We start from the raw sequence: 15,947 nt of genomic DNA, 5'->3' as shown, positions 1-15,947 counted from the left end.
GGTAATGGCGCAATTCTACTCTGCAAAGCGACGCGTGACGACGCGTCAGATCATAACTGTTGATGTCACCGACCTCGATCCCTTCGGTCAGGGCGTGGCGCGCCATGACGGTAAGGCCTTGTTTATTCCCGGCCTGCTGCCGGATGAGCGAGCTGAAATCACCCTGACGGAAGAGAAACGGCAGTACGCGCGCGGGCAGGTCAAACGCCGGCTTAATGATAGCCCGGAACGCGTTAAACCACGCTGCGCACACTTTGGCGTTTGCGGCGGCTGCCAGCAGCAGCATGCCAGCGTTGCGCTGCAGGAGCGCAGTAAAAGCCGCGCCCTCGCGCGACTGATGAAGCATGACGTTAATGAGATTATCGCCGGTGACCCCTGGGGCTACCGCCGCCGGGCGCGCCTGAGCCTGAATTACCTGCCGAAAACCGCGCGTCTGGAGATGGGCTTTCGCAAGGCTAACGCCAGCGAGATTGTCGATATCAAACAGTGCCCCATTCTGGTGCCCCGTCTTGAGGCATTGCTGCCAGAGGTGCGCGCATGCCTTTCTGAGCTGCAGGGCGTTCGCCATTTGGGGCACGTTGAACTGGTGCTGGCGAACGGCGGCCCGATGATGGTCCTACGCCACACCGCGCCACTTTCTGCCCGCGATCGCGAAAAACTGGAACGCTTTTCGCATTCTCATGACCTCGCGCTGTATCTCGCCCCGCAAAGCGACATACTTGAGCACGTAACAAGTGAAGCGCCCTGGTACGATTCAGACGGGCTACGCTTATCGTTCAGTCCGCGCGATTTCATTCAGGTCAACGATGGCGTTAACCAGCAGATGGTGGCGACGGCGCTGGACTGGCTGGATATTCAGCCAGACGACCGGGTGCTGGATCTGTTCTGCGGGATGGGCAATTTTACCCTGCCGCTGGCAAAACGAGCGCAAAGCGTGGTCGGGGTCGAAGGCGTGGCGGCGCTGGTGGAGAAAGGGCGTGACAACGCGGTTCACAATGCGCTGCACAATGTGACATTTTTTCACGAGAATCTGGAAGAGGATGTCACTCAGCAGCCCTGGGCGAAGCACGGCTTTGATAAAATCCTTTTGGATCCGGCGCGTGCCGGTGCCCCTGGCGTGATGCAGCATATTATTAAACTCGCGCCAAAACGTGTGGTCTATGTTTCCTGTAATCCGGCGACGCTGTCCCGGGACAGTGAGTCATTATTAGCCGCGGGTTACCAGATTCAGCGTCTGGCAATGCTGGATATGTTCCCGCACACTGGGCATCTGGAATCAATGGCGTTGTTCACGCTTAACTGATGAATTTCGGCTTGTCGAATTCGACAGGCACGGGTCCCTAAAGGAGAGGACGATGGTTGCGGTAAGAAGTGCACATCTCAATAAAGCTGGAGAGTTTGACCCACAAAAATGGATCGCCAGTCTGGGAATTTCCAGCCAGCAGTCGTGTGAACGTTTAACCGAAACCTGGGCCTACTGTTTGCGCACTACCCAGGGGCATCCCGATGCGGATCTGCTGCTGTGGCGCGGTGTGGAGATGGTCGAAATCCTCTCCATGCTCAATATGGACATTGAAACGCTGCAGGCGGCGCTCCTGTTCCCGCTGGCTGATGCAGATGTGGTCAGCGAAGACGTTCTGCGTGAGAGCGTCGGCAAATCTGTGGTCGCACTGATCCACGGCGTGCGAGATATGGCGGCCATTCGCCAGCTGAAAGCCGCGCATACGGATTCCGTCTCCGCTGAACAGGTGGATAACGTCCGCCGTATGCTGCTGGCAATGGTGGACGATTTCCGCTGCGTGGTGATCAAGCTCGCGGAGCGCGTGGCCCATCTGCGCGAAGTGAAAGACGCGCCGGAAGATGAGCGCGTGCTGGCGGCCAAAGAGTGCACCAATATTTACGCGCCGCTGGCGAACCGCTTAGGGATCGGGCAGCTGAAATGGGAGCTGGAAGATTACTGCTTCCGCTATCTGCATCCGGCGGAATACAAGCGCATTGCGAAACTGCTGCACGAACGCCGTATCGACCGGGAGCATTACATCGACGAATTCGTCGGTGGATTGCGCAAGGCGATGAAAGAAGAAAACGTGCGAGCAGAAGTCTATGGCCGCCCGAAACACATCTACAGCATCTGGCGCAAAATGCAGAAGAAGCATTTGGCCTTTGATGAGCTGTTTGACGTGCGTGCGGTGCGAATTGTGGCCGAACGGTTGCAGGACTGCTATGCCGCGCTGGGCATCGTGCATACCCATTTCCGCCACCTGCCGGACGAGTTTGACGACTACGTGGCGAACCCAAAACCGAACGGCTATCAGTCGATCCATACCGTGGTGCTGGGGCCGGGCGGCAAAACGGTTGAAATCCAGATCCGTACCAAACAGATGCACGAAGAGTCCGAGCTGGGTGTTGCTGCGCACTGGAAGTACAAAGAGGGCACCTCCAGCGGCGCGCGTTCCGGCCACGAAGATCGTATTGCCTGGCTGCGCAAGCTGATTGCGTGGCAGGAAGAGATGGCCGACTCCGGCGAAATGCTTGACGAAGTGCGCAGCCAGGTCTTTGACGACCGGGTTTACGTCTTTACGCCAAAGGGTGATGTCGTCGATCTTCCGGCGGGCTCGACGCCGCTCGACTTCGCCTACCACATCCACAGCGATGTGGGGCACCGCTGCATCGGGGCTAAAATCGGTGGGCGCATCGTGCCGTTCACCTACCAGCTGCAGATGGGCGATCAGATAGAAATCATCACTCAGAAACAGCCGAACCCCAGCCGTGACTGGCTGAACCCGAACCTGGGCTACGTCACTACCAGCCGCGGACGCTCTAAAATTCACGCCTGGTTCCGTAAGCAGGACCGTGACAAAAACATCCTTGCGGGTCGCCAGATCCTCGACAATGAGCTGGAGCACCTGGGCATCCACCTGAAAGAGGCAGAGAAATTCCTGCTGCCCCGCTACAACTTTAACGAGCTGGAGGAGCTGCTGGCGGCGATAGGCGGTGGGGACATTCGTCTCAACCAGATGGTTAATTTCCTGCAGGCGCAGTTCAACAAACCGAGTGCAGCCGAGCAGGATGCGGCGGCGCTGAAGCTGCTGCAGCAGAAGACCTACACGCCACCGCATCGCAGTAAAGACAATGGTCGGGTGGTGGTCGAAGGCGTTGGCAATTTAATGCACCACATTGCCCGCTGCTGTCAGCCGATCCCGGGGGACGAGATCGTCGGCTTTATCACCCAAGGGCGCGGGATCTCCATTCACCGGGCGGACTGCGATCAGCTGGAAGATTTACAGTCGCATGCGCCGGAACGTATTGTCGATGCGGTATGGGGCGAGAGCTACTCCGCGGGCTATTCGCTGGTGGTGCGGGTTGCGGCCAACGATCGCAGCGGCCTGCTGCGCGACATCACCACTATTCTGGCTAACGAAAAAGTGAACGTGCTGGGGGTCGCCAGCCGCAGCGATACCCGCCAGCAGCTCGCTACCATCGACATGACGATTGAAATCTATAACCTGCAGGTGCTGGGCCGAGTGCTCGGCAAGCTGAACCAGGTGCCGGATGTGATTGACGCCCGTCGTCTTCACGGCGGATAAGATTGCCATCTTTTGTAGGCCGGGTCAGGTGTCGCCGCCCCCGGCTTTTCTTATTTATCAGGAATGACTCATGACCCAAATCGACCGCCTGCTTGGCATTATGCAGCGCCTCCGCGACCCGCAAACCGGCTGTCCATGGGACAAAGAGCAGACTTTCGCCACCATCGCGCCTTACACTCTGGAAGAGACCTACGAAGTGCTGGACGCCATCTCCCGTCAAGATTTTGACGATCTGCGCGGTGAACTGGGCGACCTGCTGTTCCAGGTGGTGTTCTACGCGCAAATGGCCCAGGAAGAAGGGCGCTTTGATTTCAATGATATTTGTGCCGCCATCAGCGACAAACTGGAACGCCGCCACCCGCACATTTTTGGCGATGCGACCGCAGAAACCAGTCACGACGTGCTGACCCGCTGGGAGCAAATCAAAACCGCTGAGCGTGCGGAAAAAGCACAGCATTCGGCGCTGGATGATATCCCCCTCAGCCTGCCGGCGCTGATGCGTGCGCATAAAATCCAGAAACGTTGCTCGACGGTGGGGTTCGACTGGACTTCCCTCGGGCCGGTGCTCGACAAAGTGCACGAAGAGATCGACGAAGTGATGCACGAAGCGCAGCAGGCCGTCATCGATCAGGCAAAGCTGGAAGAGGAGATGGGCGACCTGCTGTTTGCGACGGTGAATTTATCGCGTCATTTAGGGGTAAAAGCCGAAACCGCCCTGCAGAAAGCCAACCTCAAGTTTGAGCGTCGTTTCCGCGAAGTGGAGCGCATCATTGCCGCGCGCGGGCTGGAAATGACCGGCGTTGACCTCGAGGCGATGGAAGAAGTCTGGCAGGAAGTAAAACGCCAGGAATATGATCTCTAACGGGTTTTTGCGATCAAGCGCAATTTGTGTGATTTTTTAAATGACAAGCGCTTGATTTGCGTCAAAAACATTTACCCCAAAGGGGCTATTTTCTCACTCCCTGCGTTTGTTTGAGCCTGATGAAGAGGAGGAATAATGAAAGTTTGTGGCGTCTGCTATGATCGGGTATACTGCTTTCCCGTCCTGGTTATTCCATCGTTTCACCCTAACTTCTCAGGTTCAGCATGACAACGAACTATATTTTTGTGACCGGCGGGGTCGTATCCTCTCTGGGTAAAGGCATTGCCGCAGCCTCCCTGGCAGCCATTCTTGAAGCCCGTGGCCTCAACGTGACCATGATGAAACTGGATCCGTATATCAACGTCGATCCTGGCACCATGAGTCCTATCCAACACGGGGAAGTGTTCGTTACTGAAGACGGCGCTGAAACCGATCTGGACCTGGGTCACTACGAGCGCTTCATTCGCACCAAAATGACCCGTCGCAATAACTTCACTACGGGTCGTATCTATTCCGACGTTCTGCGTAAAGAACGCCGTGGCGACTATCTGGGCGCAACCGTTCAGGTCATCCCGCATATCACCAATGCCATTAAAGAGCGCGTCCTTGCGGGTGGCGAAGGTCACGACGTGGTGCTGGTTGAAATCGGCGGTACCGTAGGTGATATCGAATCCCTGCCGTTCCTCGAAGCAATTCGTCAACTGGCGGTTGATATCGGTCGTGAACACGCGCTGTTCATGCACCTGACGCTGGTACCTTACCTGGCTGCTGCCGGTGAAGTGAAAACCAAGCCAACTCAGCACTCCGTGAAAGAATTACTCTCTATCGGTATTCAGCCTGATATCCTGGTTTGCCGCTCCGATCGTGCGGTGCCGGCTAACGAACGTGCGAAAATTGCATTGTTCTGTAACGTGCCAGAAAAAGCCGTTATTTCAATGAAAGACGTCGATTCCATTTATAAAATCCCGGGCCTGTTGAAATCACAGGGTCTGGACGATTATATTTGTAAACGATTCAGCTTGAACTGTCCGGAAGCTAACCTGTCTGAATGGGAGCAGGTTATTTACGAAGAAGCGAACCCGGCAGGTGAAGTGACTATTGGTATGATCGGCAAGTACATCGAACTGCCGGACGCCTATAAGTCAGTTATCGAAGCGCTGAAACACGGTGGCCTGAAAAATCGCGTAACCGTCAACATCAAGCTGATTGATTCGCAGGATGTTGAAACCCGCGGTGTAGAAATTCTGAAAGATCTGGATGCTATTCTGATCCCGGGTGGCTTCGGCTACCGTGGCGTTGAAGGCAAGATCGCTACCGCACGCTATGCGCGTGAAAACAATATTCCTTACCTCGGTATTTGCCTGGGTATGCAGGTTGCGCTGATTGAATTTGCTCGTAATGTGGTGGGCATGGAAAACGCCAACTCAACGGAATTTGTGCCAGACTGTAAGTACCCTGTTGTGGCGCTTATCACTGAATGGCGCGACGAAGAAGGTAACGTCGAAGTCCGTACCGAGAAGAGCGATCTGGGTGGCACAATGCGTCTTGGTGCTCAGGCTTGTCAGGTCTCTGACGACAGCCTGGTACGCCAGATGTACGGTGCACCGGTCATCACTGAACGCCATCGTCACCGTTATGAAGTCAACAACCTGCTGTTGAAACAAATTGAAGCTGCCGGTCTGCGTATTGCGGGCCGCTCCGGGGATGATCAGTTGGTCGAGATCATCGAAGTGCCGAACCACCCGTGGTTTGTTGCCTGTCAGTTCCACCCGGAATTTACTTCCACGCCGCGTGATGGACATCCGCTGTTTGCTGGCTTTGTGAAAGCCGCCAACGAGTTCCAGAAGCGTCAGGCGAAGTAAGAAAAGTTAGAACGGCAGCGCGTACCTAAGGTACGCGCTGTTTGTCTGGAGTTTTAGTTTAACTTGTACTGAGGAAAATCTAATGTCCAAAATCGTTAAAGTCATCGGTCGTGAAATCATCGACTCCCGTGGTAACCCTACCGTTGAAGCTGAAGTTCACCTTGAAGGTGGTTTCGTCGGTATGGCAGCTGCGCCGTCAGGTGCTTCTACTGGTTCCCGCGAAGCGCTGGAACTGCGCGATGGCGACAAATCCCGTTACCTGGGTAAAGGCGTAACCAAAGCTGTTGGCGCGGTTAACGGCCCAATCGCTCAGGCAATCCTTGGCAAAGACGCCAAAGACCAGGCTGGCATCGATAAGATCATGATCGACCTGGACGGTACTGAAAACAAATCTAACTTCGGTGCGAACGCAATCCTGGCTGTGTCTCTGGCAAACGCCAAAGCAGCAGCAGCTTCTAAAGGTCAGCCACTGTTCGAACACATCGCTGAACTGAACGGCACCCCAGGCAAATACTCCATGCCAGTTCCGATGATGAACATCATCAACGGCGGCGAGCACGCTGACAACAACGTTGATATTCAAGAGTTCATGATTCAGCCTGTTGGCGCGAAAACGCTGAAAGAAGCCATCCGTATGGGTTCTGAAGTGTTCCACACCCTGGCTAAAGTTCTGAAGTCTAAAGGCATGGGTACCGCTGTTGGTGACGAAGGTGGTTATGCACCTAACCTGGGCTCTAACGCCGAAGCACTGGCTGTAATCGCTGAAGCGGTTAAAGCAGCAGGCTACGAGCTGGGCACCGACATCACCCTGGCGATGGACTGTGCAGCATCTGAATTCTACAAAGACGGTAAATACGTTCTGGCTGGCGAAGGCAACAAAGCCTTCACTTCCGAAGAGTTCACTCACTTCCTGGAAGACCTGACCAAACAGTACCCAATCGTCTCTATCGAAGACGGTCTGGACGAATCTGACTGGGATGGCTTCGCTTACCAGACTAAAGTTCTGGGCGACAAAATCCAGCTGGTGGGTGACGATCTGTTCGTAACCAACACCAAGATCCTGAAAGAAGGTATCGAGAAAGGCATCGTTAACTCCATCCTGATCAAATTCAACCAGATCGGTTCTCTGACCGAAACTCTGGCTGCGATCAAAATGGCGAAAGACGCTGGCTACACTGCCGTTATCTCTCACCGTTCAGGCGAAACTGAAGACGCGACCATCGCTGACCTGGCTGTTGGTACCGCTGCTGGCCAGATCAAAACGGGTTCTATGAGCCGTTCTGACCGTGTTGCTAAATACAACCAGCTGATTCGTATCGAAGAAGCGCTGGGCGAAAAAGCGCCATACAACGGTCGCAAAGAGATCAAAGGTCAGTAATCTACTGAGCTTTCACTCTTAAGAAAAAACCCGCTTCGGCGGGTTTTTTTATGGCTGATTTACAGCAGCAAGGGCAGGGTGGCACTCGCCGTTTGCTGACTGATATCGCCGTAGCGATCGTCGAGCGTAATCAGTGACGTCGCAAGCAGCTCCACCAATAGCATCACGCCCACTTTGGCGTTAAGCGCCCCCGCGCTCAGCGGCCCTTCCGGTTTTGCTGCCACCAGCAACATATCGCTTATCGACGCCAGCGGACTGCGTGGCGTGTTACTCAAGGCCAGCACTTTAGCGCCACGCTTACGTGCCAGCTTCACCACGTGCAGCAGATCGCGCGTCGAACCGGAACTCGAAATCGCCACAATCAGATCATCAGAGCTTAACGTCGTCGCGTTCATCGACGCCCGGTGCATATCGCTGAACAGCTGAGCCGGTTTTCCCAGACGCAGCAGTTTGTAATGCAAATAGTCGCCAATAATGGCGCTGGCCGCGACACCGTAAATATAGACCGAGCGCGACTGATGCAGCTCCTGCGCCGCTTTTAGTAGCATATCCCTGTCGAGCAGCTGCGAGGTGTCGCGTAACGCCTGAACCGACTCTTCAACCACTTCATCAATCTCATCGCCTTTTCGACTCGGCGCTTGTATCCGCTGAACGTCCAGCGCCAGCGCCATTTTGAACTCCGTATATCCCTTACACCCCAGCGCGCGGCACAGGCGCGTCACGCTCGCCTCGCTGGTCTCACTTTCGCGTGCCAGTTCGGTGATCGTCAGATAGAGCACTTTTGCAGGATCGTTTAACACGAATTCGCCCAGTTTTTGCTGAGTGGGACTGTATCCGGAAAGGCCCTGGCGCAGCCTCAGCAGCAGGTTTTCATTTTCTGACATGCAAGATCCTTAATGCGTTTCTCTGGGGCTAGTGTGGCGGAAAGCGGGTGAGAGATGCCAGTCATTTTAAAAAAGTATGATCAGCTTCCCGATTTTTGGTGATAATTTTCAGTTTGTGTATTTAATATGGTAAAAATTTTCACCATTAGCAGGGGAAATGAAAATATGATGCAAATGTTCAGTGGTGCCTCCTCCGGGGCATGGTTTGAAAAGGCGCAGCGGTTCGGTAAATCGTTCATGCTGCCGATAGCGGTATTACCCGCAGCGGGCCTGCTGCTGGGAATTGGCGGGGCGTTGTCCAACCCCAATACGCTAACAGCGTACCCGTTCCTGGATGTCGGCTGGCTTCAGGCCATATTTACGATTATGAGCAGCGCCGGTTCGATTGTGTTTGCCAACCTGTCAGTGCTGTTTGCCGTAGGGGTGGCCGTTGGGCTGGCAAAAACTGACAAAGGCACCGCCGGTCTGGCGGCACTGCTCGCCTTCCTGGTGATGAATGCCACCATTAATGCACTGTTGATCCTCACCGGCACGCTGGCGCATGAGAATCCCGGCGCGGTCGGTCAGGGGATGACGCTCGGCATTCAGACCCTCGAAACCGGCGTGTTCGGCGGCGTGGTGATTGGCCTCGTAACCTGCACGTTACACCATCGCTTCAACAAAATCGCGTTGCCGCAGTTCCTCGGTTTCTTCGGCGGCTCGCGCTTTGTACCGATTATCAGCTCACTGGCGGCGATTGTGGTCGGCGCGCTGATGACGGTGGTCTGGCCGCATTTCCAGAAAATGATTTTTGGACTCGGTGGGCTGGTGGATGCCACCGGCTATCTCGGCACGTTCTTATACGGCTTTATCCTGCGGATGCTCGGCCCATTTGGCCTGCACCATATCTTCTATCTGCCGTTCTGGACCACGGCGCTCGGCGGAAGTGAAATCGTCAACGGACAACTGGTCGAAGGCACGCAGCGCATCTTCTTCGCGCAGCTTGCCGATCCGAACACCCAGCAGTTTTACATCGGCACCTCGCGGTTTATGTCCGGGCGCTTTATCACCATGATGTTTGGCCTGCTGGGCGCGTGTCTGGCGATGTATCACACGGCGAAACCGGAGAACAAAAAACGCGTCGCGGGCCTGCTGCTCTCGGCGGCGCTGACCTCGTTCCTGACCGGGATCACCGAGCCGATTGAATTCTCATTCCTGTTCGTGGCCCCGGTTTTATACGTCATCCATGCGTTCTTTGATGGGCTGGCGTTCATGATCGCCCATATTCTGCATATCACCATCGGGCAGACGTTCTCGGGCGGTTTCATCGATTTTATCCTGTTTGGTGTCCTTCAGGGCGAAGCCAAAACCCACTGGATGTACGTCCCGCTGGTCGGCATTCCTTGGTTCTTTCTCTATTACTTCACCTTCCGCTTCATGATTAACCGCTTTGGTTTTGCCACACCGGGCCGTGAGAAAGAGACAGTCGTCGAAAACACACTTCCCCAGAGCGAACGTGCGGCGGCGGTGATTGCGGGATTAGGGGGCAGGGACAATCTGGAAGAGGTGGACTGTTGCGCCACGCGTCTGCGCGTGACGGTAAAAGACGGCAGCAAGGTCGACGAAGCGGCACTCAAAGCGACTGGCGCACGCGGCGTCATCGTTCGCGGCAATGGGGTCCAGGTCATTTACGGCCCGCACGTCACCATCATTAAAAACGAAGTCGAAGAGAGTTTAGCGTAATGAAAACGGTACTGGATGTTTTGAAAGGCAAATTGATCGTCTCCTGTCAGGCGCTGGAAAATGAACCGCTGCACAGTTCATTTATCATGTCGCGCATGGCGCTGGCAGCGGCGCAGGGCGGGGCGGTCGCCATTCGCGCTAACAGTGTGGTGGATATCGCCGCCATCAAAGAGACCGTCTCGTTGCCGGTGATCGGCATCATCAAGCGTGATTATGCGGACAGCGAGGTGTTTATCACCGCGACGATGAAAGAGATCGACGAGCTGATGGCAGTCGAGCCGGAAATCATTGCCCTCGACGCGACCGACCGCCCGCGTCCGCACGGGGAGTCACTTGCTGCACTGGTTGAACAAATCCGCACCCGCTATCCGTCGTTATTGCTGATGGCCGATATCGCCACGGTTGCCGAGGCCAAAACGGCGCAGGCGCTGGGCTTCGACTGCGTGGGCACCACGCTTCACGGCTATACGGCGGATACACAGGGGCGCGTGCTGCGCGAAAACGACTGCGGATTTTTACGCGACGTGCTGGCGACAGTGACAGTTCCGGTTGTGGCAGAAGGCAATGTCGACACGCCAGAACTGGCCGCGCGCTGCCTGGAATTAGGCGCACACACGGTGGTGGTAGGTGGTGCAATTACGCGTCCTCAGCAGATCACCGCGCGTTTCGTGGCGGCGATTGAGTCCTAAAGCACCGATCGGGCATGATACTTAGGCGGGGATCTGCGATACTTAACGTTTATCCCCAAACTGAGATGACTATGCAGTACCCGATTAACGAGATGTTCCAGACCCTGCAAGGCGAGGGTTACTTCACCGGCGTTCCTGCTATTTTTATTCGATTACAGGGATGCCCGGTTGGCTGTGCCTGGTGTGATACCAAACATACGTGGGATAAACTCGCAGATCGGGAAGTGTCGCTGTTCAGTATTCTGGCCAAAACCAAAGAGAGCGATAAATGGGGCGCTGGCAGTGCAGAAGATCTGCTGGCAATCATTGGTCGTCAGGGCTGGACCGCCCGCCATGTGGTGATCACCGGGGGGGAACCCTGCATCCACGACTTAACCTCGCTCACGGATCTGCTGGAAAAGAACGGCTACAGCTGCCAGATTGAAACCAGCGGCACCCACGAAGTGCGCTGCTCGCACGCCACCTGGGTGACGGTATCGCCGAAAGTGAATATGCGCGGCGGGTACGACGTATTGTCGCAGGCACTGGAACGTGCCGATGAGATCAAACACCCGGTGGGCCGCGTGCGTGATATTGAAGCACTGGATGAACTGCTGGCGACGCTGAACGACGAAAAGCAGCGTATCATTGCCCTGCAGCCAATCAGCCAGAAAGACGACGCCACGCGTCTGTGCATTGAAACCTGTATCGCGCGCAACTGGCGTTTGTCGATGCAGACGCACAAGTATCTGAATATTGCCTGACAGAAAAAAGCCCGGATATCCGGGCTTTTTTTTCACTCGCCGCGATAAACACAGCCAGCTGTACATGTCTCTTTGATCATCACGCTGCTCAGCAGCGGCACCAGCGGCTTCATCTCATCCCAGATCCACTTTGCCAGCACTTCGCTGGTCGGATTTTCAAGCCCTGGAATATCATTCAGATAGTAGTGATCGAGGCGATTATAGGTCGGCTTGAAGGCGGCCTTCAGCTCGGAAAAATCCATGATCCAACCGGTGTGCGGATCGACTTCACCCGTGATCTCCAGGCGCACCATAAAGGAGTGCCCGTGCAGGCGACCACATTTATGCCCTTCAGGGACGTGAGGCAGGTGATGGGCGGCTTCGAAGATGAAATCTTTAAACAGTGTGGTGGACATCGTGGACTCTCAAAAATGCGGAAAAAACCGCCGTAGAGTACCGGAAAGTACCTTTTTTATCATTAACTAAAACGGGCATTCTCCCGGGATGCTGCTTACACTGCGATGACTCACGGCTTTATGTTTTAATTTCATAGGCTTAATTAATCGTTTTTATTGTTAAGAACAATAGCTAAAAGAGGTTAGTTCTTTTGGTTATTTATTATTTCCATCCCTTCTTTAATTGTTATGATCCGCGCCGTTAACCTTACACTCTGTTCTGTCTTTAAGATAAAAATTCAGCTTTGCTACTGGAACATAACGACGCATGACAACACAGGCCCCACCTTCAAATTTGCTTCCCCTGAACCCGGAGCAACTGGCACGCCTGCAGGCGGCCACCACTGATTTTTCGCCTACCCAGCTCGCCTGGGTGTCCGGTTATTTCTGGGGAATGCTCAACCAGCAGCCCGGCAGCGCGGTAAGCGCACCGGCTACGGCCGTTGAGATCCCGGCAATTACGCTTATCTCTGCTTCACAAACCGGTAACGCGCGCCGCGTCGCCGAAGCACTGCGCGACGACCTGCTCGCGGCCAAACTGAACGTGAACCTGGTGAACGCCGGGGATTATAAATTTAAGCAAATCGCGTCAGAAAAACTGGTTGTGGTGGTCACGTCAACCCAGGGCGAAGGTGAGCCGCCTGAAGAAGCCGTTGCGCTGCATAAGTTCCTGTTCTCGAAAAAAGCCCCCAAACTTACGGATACCGCGTTTGCCGTCTTCGGCCTGGGCGACTCGTCCTATGAATTCTTCTGCCAGTCCGGCAAAGATTTTGACAGCAAGCTGGCGGAACTGGGCGGTGAGCGCCTGCTGGACCGCGTTGATACCGACGTCGAGTATCAGGCCGCCGCTGCCGAATGGCGCGCACGCATTGTTGATGTGCTGAAAGCCCGCGTCCCGCAGGACACGCCGGCGCAGGCTGCCGTGACCGCCACTGGCGTGGTCAACGATATCCACACCAGCCCGTATACCAAAGAAGCGCCGCTGACGGCGAGCCTCTCTGTTAACCAGAAAATCACCGGTCGTGATTCTGAAAAAGACGTGCGCCATATCGAAATTGATTTGGGCGACTCCGGTCTGCGTTACCAGCCGGGCGATGCGCTTGGCGTCTGGTATCAGAACGATCCGGTGCTGGTGAACGAGCTGGTAGAACTGCTGTGGCTGAAGGGCGATGAGCCGGTAACGGTAGAAGGCAAAACCCTGCCGCTCGCGCAAGCGCTGCAGTGGCATTTCGAACTGACCGTCAACACCGCCAATATCGTGGAAAACTACGCCACCCTCACCCGCAGCGAGGCACTGCTGCCGCTGGTGGGTGACAAAGCGAAACTGCAGCACTACGCCACCACCACCCCCATTGTGGATATGGTGCGTTTTGCCCCGGCACAGCTGAGCCCGGAGGCATTAACCGGCCTGCTGCGTCCACTGACGCCGCGCCTCTACTCCATCGCTTCTGCTCAGGCAGAAGTGGAGAGTGAAGTGCACGTGACCGTCGGCGTGGTGCGTTACGACATCGAAGGCCGCGCCCGTGCGGGCGGTGCCTCCAGCTTCCTCGCGGATCGCGTTGAGGAAGAGGGCGAAGTCCGGGTGTTTATTGAGCACAACGACAACTTCCGTCTGCCTGCCAACCCGGAAACCCCGGTGATTATGATTGGTCCAGGTACCGGTATTGCGCCGTTCCGCGCCTTTATGCAGCAGCGTGCCGCCGATGAAGCCTCCGGTAAAAACTGGCTGATCTTCGGCAACCCGCACTTTACGGAAGATTTCCTTTATCAGGTTGAGTGGCAACGCTACGTCAAAGAGGGCGTGCTCTCGCGCATCGATTTGGCCTGGTCTCGCGACCAACAACAAAAAATATACGTACAAGACAAACTGCGCGCACAGGGCGCAGAACTGTGGGCATGGATCAATAACGGTGCCCACATTTATGTCTGCGGCGACGCCAATCGCATGGCGAAAGACGTTGAGCAGGCTTTGCTGGAAGTGATTGCTGAATTCGGTGGCATGGATACTGAATCGGCGGATGAATTTTTAAGTGAGCTGCGCGTAGAGCGCCGTTATCAGCGAGATGTCTACTAATGAGCGAAAAACATCCTGGCCCTCTGGTGGTCGAAGGCAAGCTGACTGATGCCGAGCGCATGAAGGTTGATAGCAACTATCTGCGCGGCACCATTGCCGAAGATTTGAATGACGGTCTGACCGGCGGTTTTAAAGGCGATAACTTCCTGCTGATCCGTTTCCACGGTATGTACCAGCAGGACGACCGCGATATCCGCGCCGAGCGTGCTGAACAGAAGCTGGAGCCGCGTCATGCGATGCTGCTGCGCTGCCGTCTGCCGGGTGGGATCATCACCACCAAACAGTGGCAGGCGATCGACAAGTTTGCCCATGACAACACGATTTACGGCAGCATCCGTCTGACCAACCGTCAGACCTTCCAGTTCCACGGTATTCTGAAGAAGAACGTGAAGCCGGTACACCAGATGCTGCACTCGGTAGGGCTGGACGCGCTGGCGACCGCCAACGACATGAACCGTAACGTACTCTGTACTTCCAACCCGTACGAGTCCGAGCTGCACGCCGAAGCCTACGAATGGGCGAAGAAGATCTCTGAGCATCTGCTGCCGCAGACCCGCGCGTATGCCGAGATCTGGCTCGATCAGGAAAAAGTGGCCACCACCGACGTTGAACCGATCCTCGGCCAGACTTATCTGCCGCGTAAGTTCAAAACCACGGTGGTGATCCCGCCGCAGAACGATATCGATCTGCACGCCAACGACATGAACTTTGTCGCGGTTGCTGAGAACGGCAAACTGGTGGGCTTTAACCTGCTGGTGGGCGGCGGCTTGTCCATTGAGCACGGCAACAAGAAAACCTACGCCCGTACCGCGAGTGAGTTTGGCTATCTGCCGCTGGAACACACCCTTGCGGTGGCTGAAGCGGTGGTGACCACTCAGCGCGACTGGGGTAACCGTACCGACCGTAAAAACGCCAAGACCAAATACACCCTTGAGCGCGTCGGCGTCGATACTTTCAAGGAAGAGGTGGAGCGCCGGGCGGGCATCACGTTTGAACCGATCCGTCCTTACGAATTCACCGGTCGCGGCGATCGCATCGGCTGGGTGAAGGGCATCGACAATAAATGGCACCTGACGCTGTTTATCGAGAACGGCCGTATTCTGGATTATCCGGGCCGTCCGCTGAAAACCGGTCTGCTGGAGATCGCGAAGATCCACAAAGGCGAGTTCCGCATTACTGCCAACCAGAACCTGATCATCGCCGGCGTGCCGGAGAGCCAGAAGGCGAAGATCGAGAAGCTGGCCCGGGAACATACGCTGATGGATACGGTGAAACCGCAGCGTGAAAACTCCATGGCCTGCGTGTCGTTCCCGACCTGTCCGCTGGCAATGGCCGAAGCTGAGCGCTTCCTGCCGTCGTTCACCGACAAAGTGGAAGCGGTGCTGGAAAAACACGGCATCCCTGATGAACATATTGTGATGCGCGTGACCGGCTGCCCGAACGGCTGTGGCCGTGCGCTGCTGGCCGAGCTGGGTCTGGTGGGTAAAGCCCCTGGCCGCTACAACGTGCATCTGGGTGGGAATCGCAGCGGGACGCGTATTCCGCGAATGTATCGCGAAAACATTACCGAGCCGGAAATTCTGCAGTCAATTGACGAGCTGATCGGGCGCTGGGCGAAAGAGCGCGAAGCGGGTGAAGGCTTCGGCGACTTTACGGTGCGTGCGGGCATTATTCGCCCGGTGCTCGATCCCGCAAGGGATTTCTGGGAGTAA

Annotated in this window: 12 protein-coding genes; 10 read left to right on the top strand and 2 right to left on the bottom strand. The window is 55.6% G+C overall.

Annotated features, from left to right (window positions below; genetic code table 11):
* Nucleotides 1-4 precede the first annotated feature (4 nt).
* The 5 genes from rlmD to eno all read left to right on the top strand — a co-directional run bounded on the left by rlmD (nt 5) and on the right by eno (nt 7,689).
* On the top strand, nt 5-1,303 hold the full coding sequence (rlmD, locus tag ACRDD5_RS06500) for a 23S rRNA (uracil(1939)-C(5))-methyltransferase RlmD (protein ID WP_438676260.1): 1,299 nt from the start codon (nt 5-7) through the stop codon (nt 1,301-1,303).
* A 52-nt stretch (nt 1,304-1,355) separates the two neighbouring features.
* Nucleotides 1,356-3,587, top strand: a complete 2,232-nt coding sequence (gene relA / locus ACRDD5_RS06495; RefSeq protein ID WP_438676259.1) for a GTP diphosphokinase — start codon at nt 1,356-1,358, stop codon at nt 3,585-3,587.
* A 70-nt stretch (nt 3,588-3,657) separates the two neighbouring features.
* Nucleotides 3,658-4,449, top strand: a complete 792-nt coding sequence (mazG, locus tag ACRDD5_RS06490; protein ID WP_271281691.1) for a nucleoside triphosphate pyrophosphohydrolase — start codon at nt 3,658-3,660, stop codon at nt 4,447-4,449.
* Between the two features lie 224 nt (nt 4,450-4,673).
* On the top strand, nt 4,674-6,311 hold the full coding sequence (pyrG, locus tag ACRDD5_RS06485) for a glutamine hydrolyzing CTP synthase (RefSeq protein ID WP_271281692.1): 1,638 nt from the start codon (nt 4,674-4,676) through the stop codon (nt 6,309-6,311).
* An 82-nt stretch (nt 6,312-6,393) separates the two neighbouring features.
* The gene (gene eno / locus ACRDD5_RS06480; protein WP_271281693.1) at nt 6,394-7,689 is read left to right on the top strand and encodes a phosphopyruvate hydratase; all 1,296 of its coding nucleotides are present in this window, start codon (nt 6,394-6,396) and stop codon (nt 7,687-7,689) included.
* Between the two features lie 59 nt (nt 7,690-7,748).
* Here eno and ACRDD5_RS06475 read toward each other — a convergent pair whose 3' ends face one another.
* Nucleotides 7,749-8,573, bottom strand: a complete 825-nt coding sequence (locus ACRDD5_RS06475; RefSeq protein ID WP_438676258.1) for a MurR/RpiR family transcriptional regulator — start codon at nt 8,571-8,573, stop codon at nt 7,749-7,751.
* Nucleotides 8,574-8,738: 165 nt separating this feature from the next.
* Here ACRDD5_RS06475 and ACRDD5_RS06470 point away from each other — a divergent pair, with 165 nt between their 5' ends.
* From ACRDD5_RS06470 to queE, 3 genes are all read left to right on the top strand, one after another.
* A complete protein-coding gene (locus ACRDD5_RS06470) occupies nt 8,739-10,295 on the top strand; it encodes a PTS transporter subunit EIIC (protein WP_271281695.1) in 1,557 nt (518 codons plus the stop codon).
* Nucleotides 10,295-10,984, top strand: coding sequence for an N-acetylmannosamine-6-phosphate 2-epimerase (locus ACRDD5_RS06465; RefSeq protein ID WP_438676257.1), 690 nt, complete (start codon nt 10,295-10,297; stop codon nt 10,982-10,984). Before ACRDD5_RS06470 ends, ACRDD5_RS06465 begins: the two co-directional genes overlap by 1 nt.
* Nucleotides 10,985-11,055: 71 nt before the next feature.
* A complete protein-coding gene (gene queE / locus ACRDD5_RS06460) occupies nt 11,056-11,727 on the top strand; it encodes a 7-carboxy-7-deazaguanine synthase QueE (RefSeq protein ID WP_438676256.1) in 672 nt (223 codons plus the stop codon).
* A gap of 32 nt (nt 11,728-11,759) precedes the next feature.
* Here queE and queD read toward each other — a convergent pair whose 3' ends face one another.
* Nucleotides 11,760-12,122, bottom strand: a complete 363-nt coding sequence (gene queD, locus ACRDD5_RS06455; RefSeq protein ID WP_438676255.1) for a 6-carboxytetrahydropterin synthase QueD — start codon at nt 12,120-12,122, stop codon at nt 11,760-11,762.
* Nucleotides 12,123-12,429: 307 nt separating this feature from the next.
* On the opposite strand from queD, the gene cysJ reads away from it, so the two are divergent.
* Both cysJ and cysI read left to right on the top strand, forming a co-directional pair.
* Nucleotides 12,430-14,235, top strand: a complete 1,806-nt coding sequence (cysJ, locus tag ACRDD5_RS06450) for an NADPH-dependent assimilatory sulfite reductase flavoprotein subunit (protein ID WP_438676254.1) — start codon at nt 12,430-12,432, stop codon at nt 14,233-14,235.
* Nucleotides 14,235-15,947, top strand: coding sequence for an assimilatory sulfite reductase (NADPH) hemoprotein subunit (gene cysI, locus ACRDD5_RS06445; protein WP_438676253.1), 1,713 nt, complete (start codon nt 14,235-14,237; stop codon nt 15,945-15,947). The genes cysJ and cysI overlap by 1 nt, the downstream gene beginning before the upstream one ends.

This window comes from Silvania sp. (genome assembly GCF_051656365.1).
GTDB classification, from domain to species: Bacteria; Pseudomonadota; Gammaproteobacteria; order Enterobacterales; family Enterobacteriaceae; genus Enterobacter; species Enterobacter hatchlandensis.
The sequence above is the reverse complement of the archived record's forward strand: the minus strand, read 5'-3'. Positions and strand labels throughout refer to the sequence as shown.

Coding starts and splice junctions, on each gene's coding strand:
- rlmD (WP_438676260.1), top strand. CDS start 5: ATGGCGCAATTCTACTCTGCAAAGCGACGCGTGACGACGCGTCAGATC.
- eno (WP_271281693.1), top strand. CDS start 6,394: ATGTCCAAAATCGTTAAAGTCATCGGTCGTGAAATCATCGACTCCCGT.
- queD (WP_438676255.1), bottom strand. CDS start 12,122: ATGTCCACCACACTGTTTAAAGATTTCATCTTCGAAGCCGCCCATCAC.
- ACRDD5_RS06475 (WP_438676258.1), bottom strand. CDS start 8,573: ATGTCAGAAAATGAAAACCTGCTGCTGAGGCTGCGCCAGGGCCTTTCC.
- ACRDD5_RS06470 (WP_271281695.1), top strand. CDS start 8,739: ATGATGCAAATGTTCAGTGGTGCCTCCTCCGGGGCATGGTTTGAAAAG.
- cysJ (WP_438676254.1), top strand. CDS start 12,430: ATGACAACACAGGCCCCACCTTCAAATTTGCTTCCCCTGAACCCGGAG.
- cysI (WP_438676253.1), top strand. CDS start 14,235: ATGAGCGAAAAACATCCTGGCCCTCTGGTGGTCGAAGGCAAGCTGACT.
- pyrG (WP_271281692.1), top strand. CDS start 4,674: ATGACAACGAACTATATTTTTGTGACCGGCGGGGTCGTATCCTCTCTG.
- ACRDD5_RS06465 (WP_438676257.1), top strand. CDS start 10,295: ATGAAAACGGTACTGGATGTTTTGAAAGGCAAATTGATCGTCTCCTGT.
- mazG (WP_271281691.1), top strand. CDS start 3,658: ATGACCCAAATCGACCGCCTGCTTGGCATTATGCAGCGCCTCCGCGAC.
- queE (WP_438676256.1), top strand. CDS start 11,056: ATGCAGTACCCGATTAACGAGATGTTCCAGACCCTGCAAGGCGAGGGT.
- relA (WP_438676259.1), top strand. CDS start 1,356: ATGGTTGCGGTAAGAAGTGCACATCTCAATAAAGCTGGAGAGTTTGAC.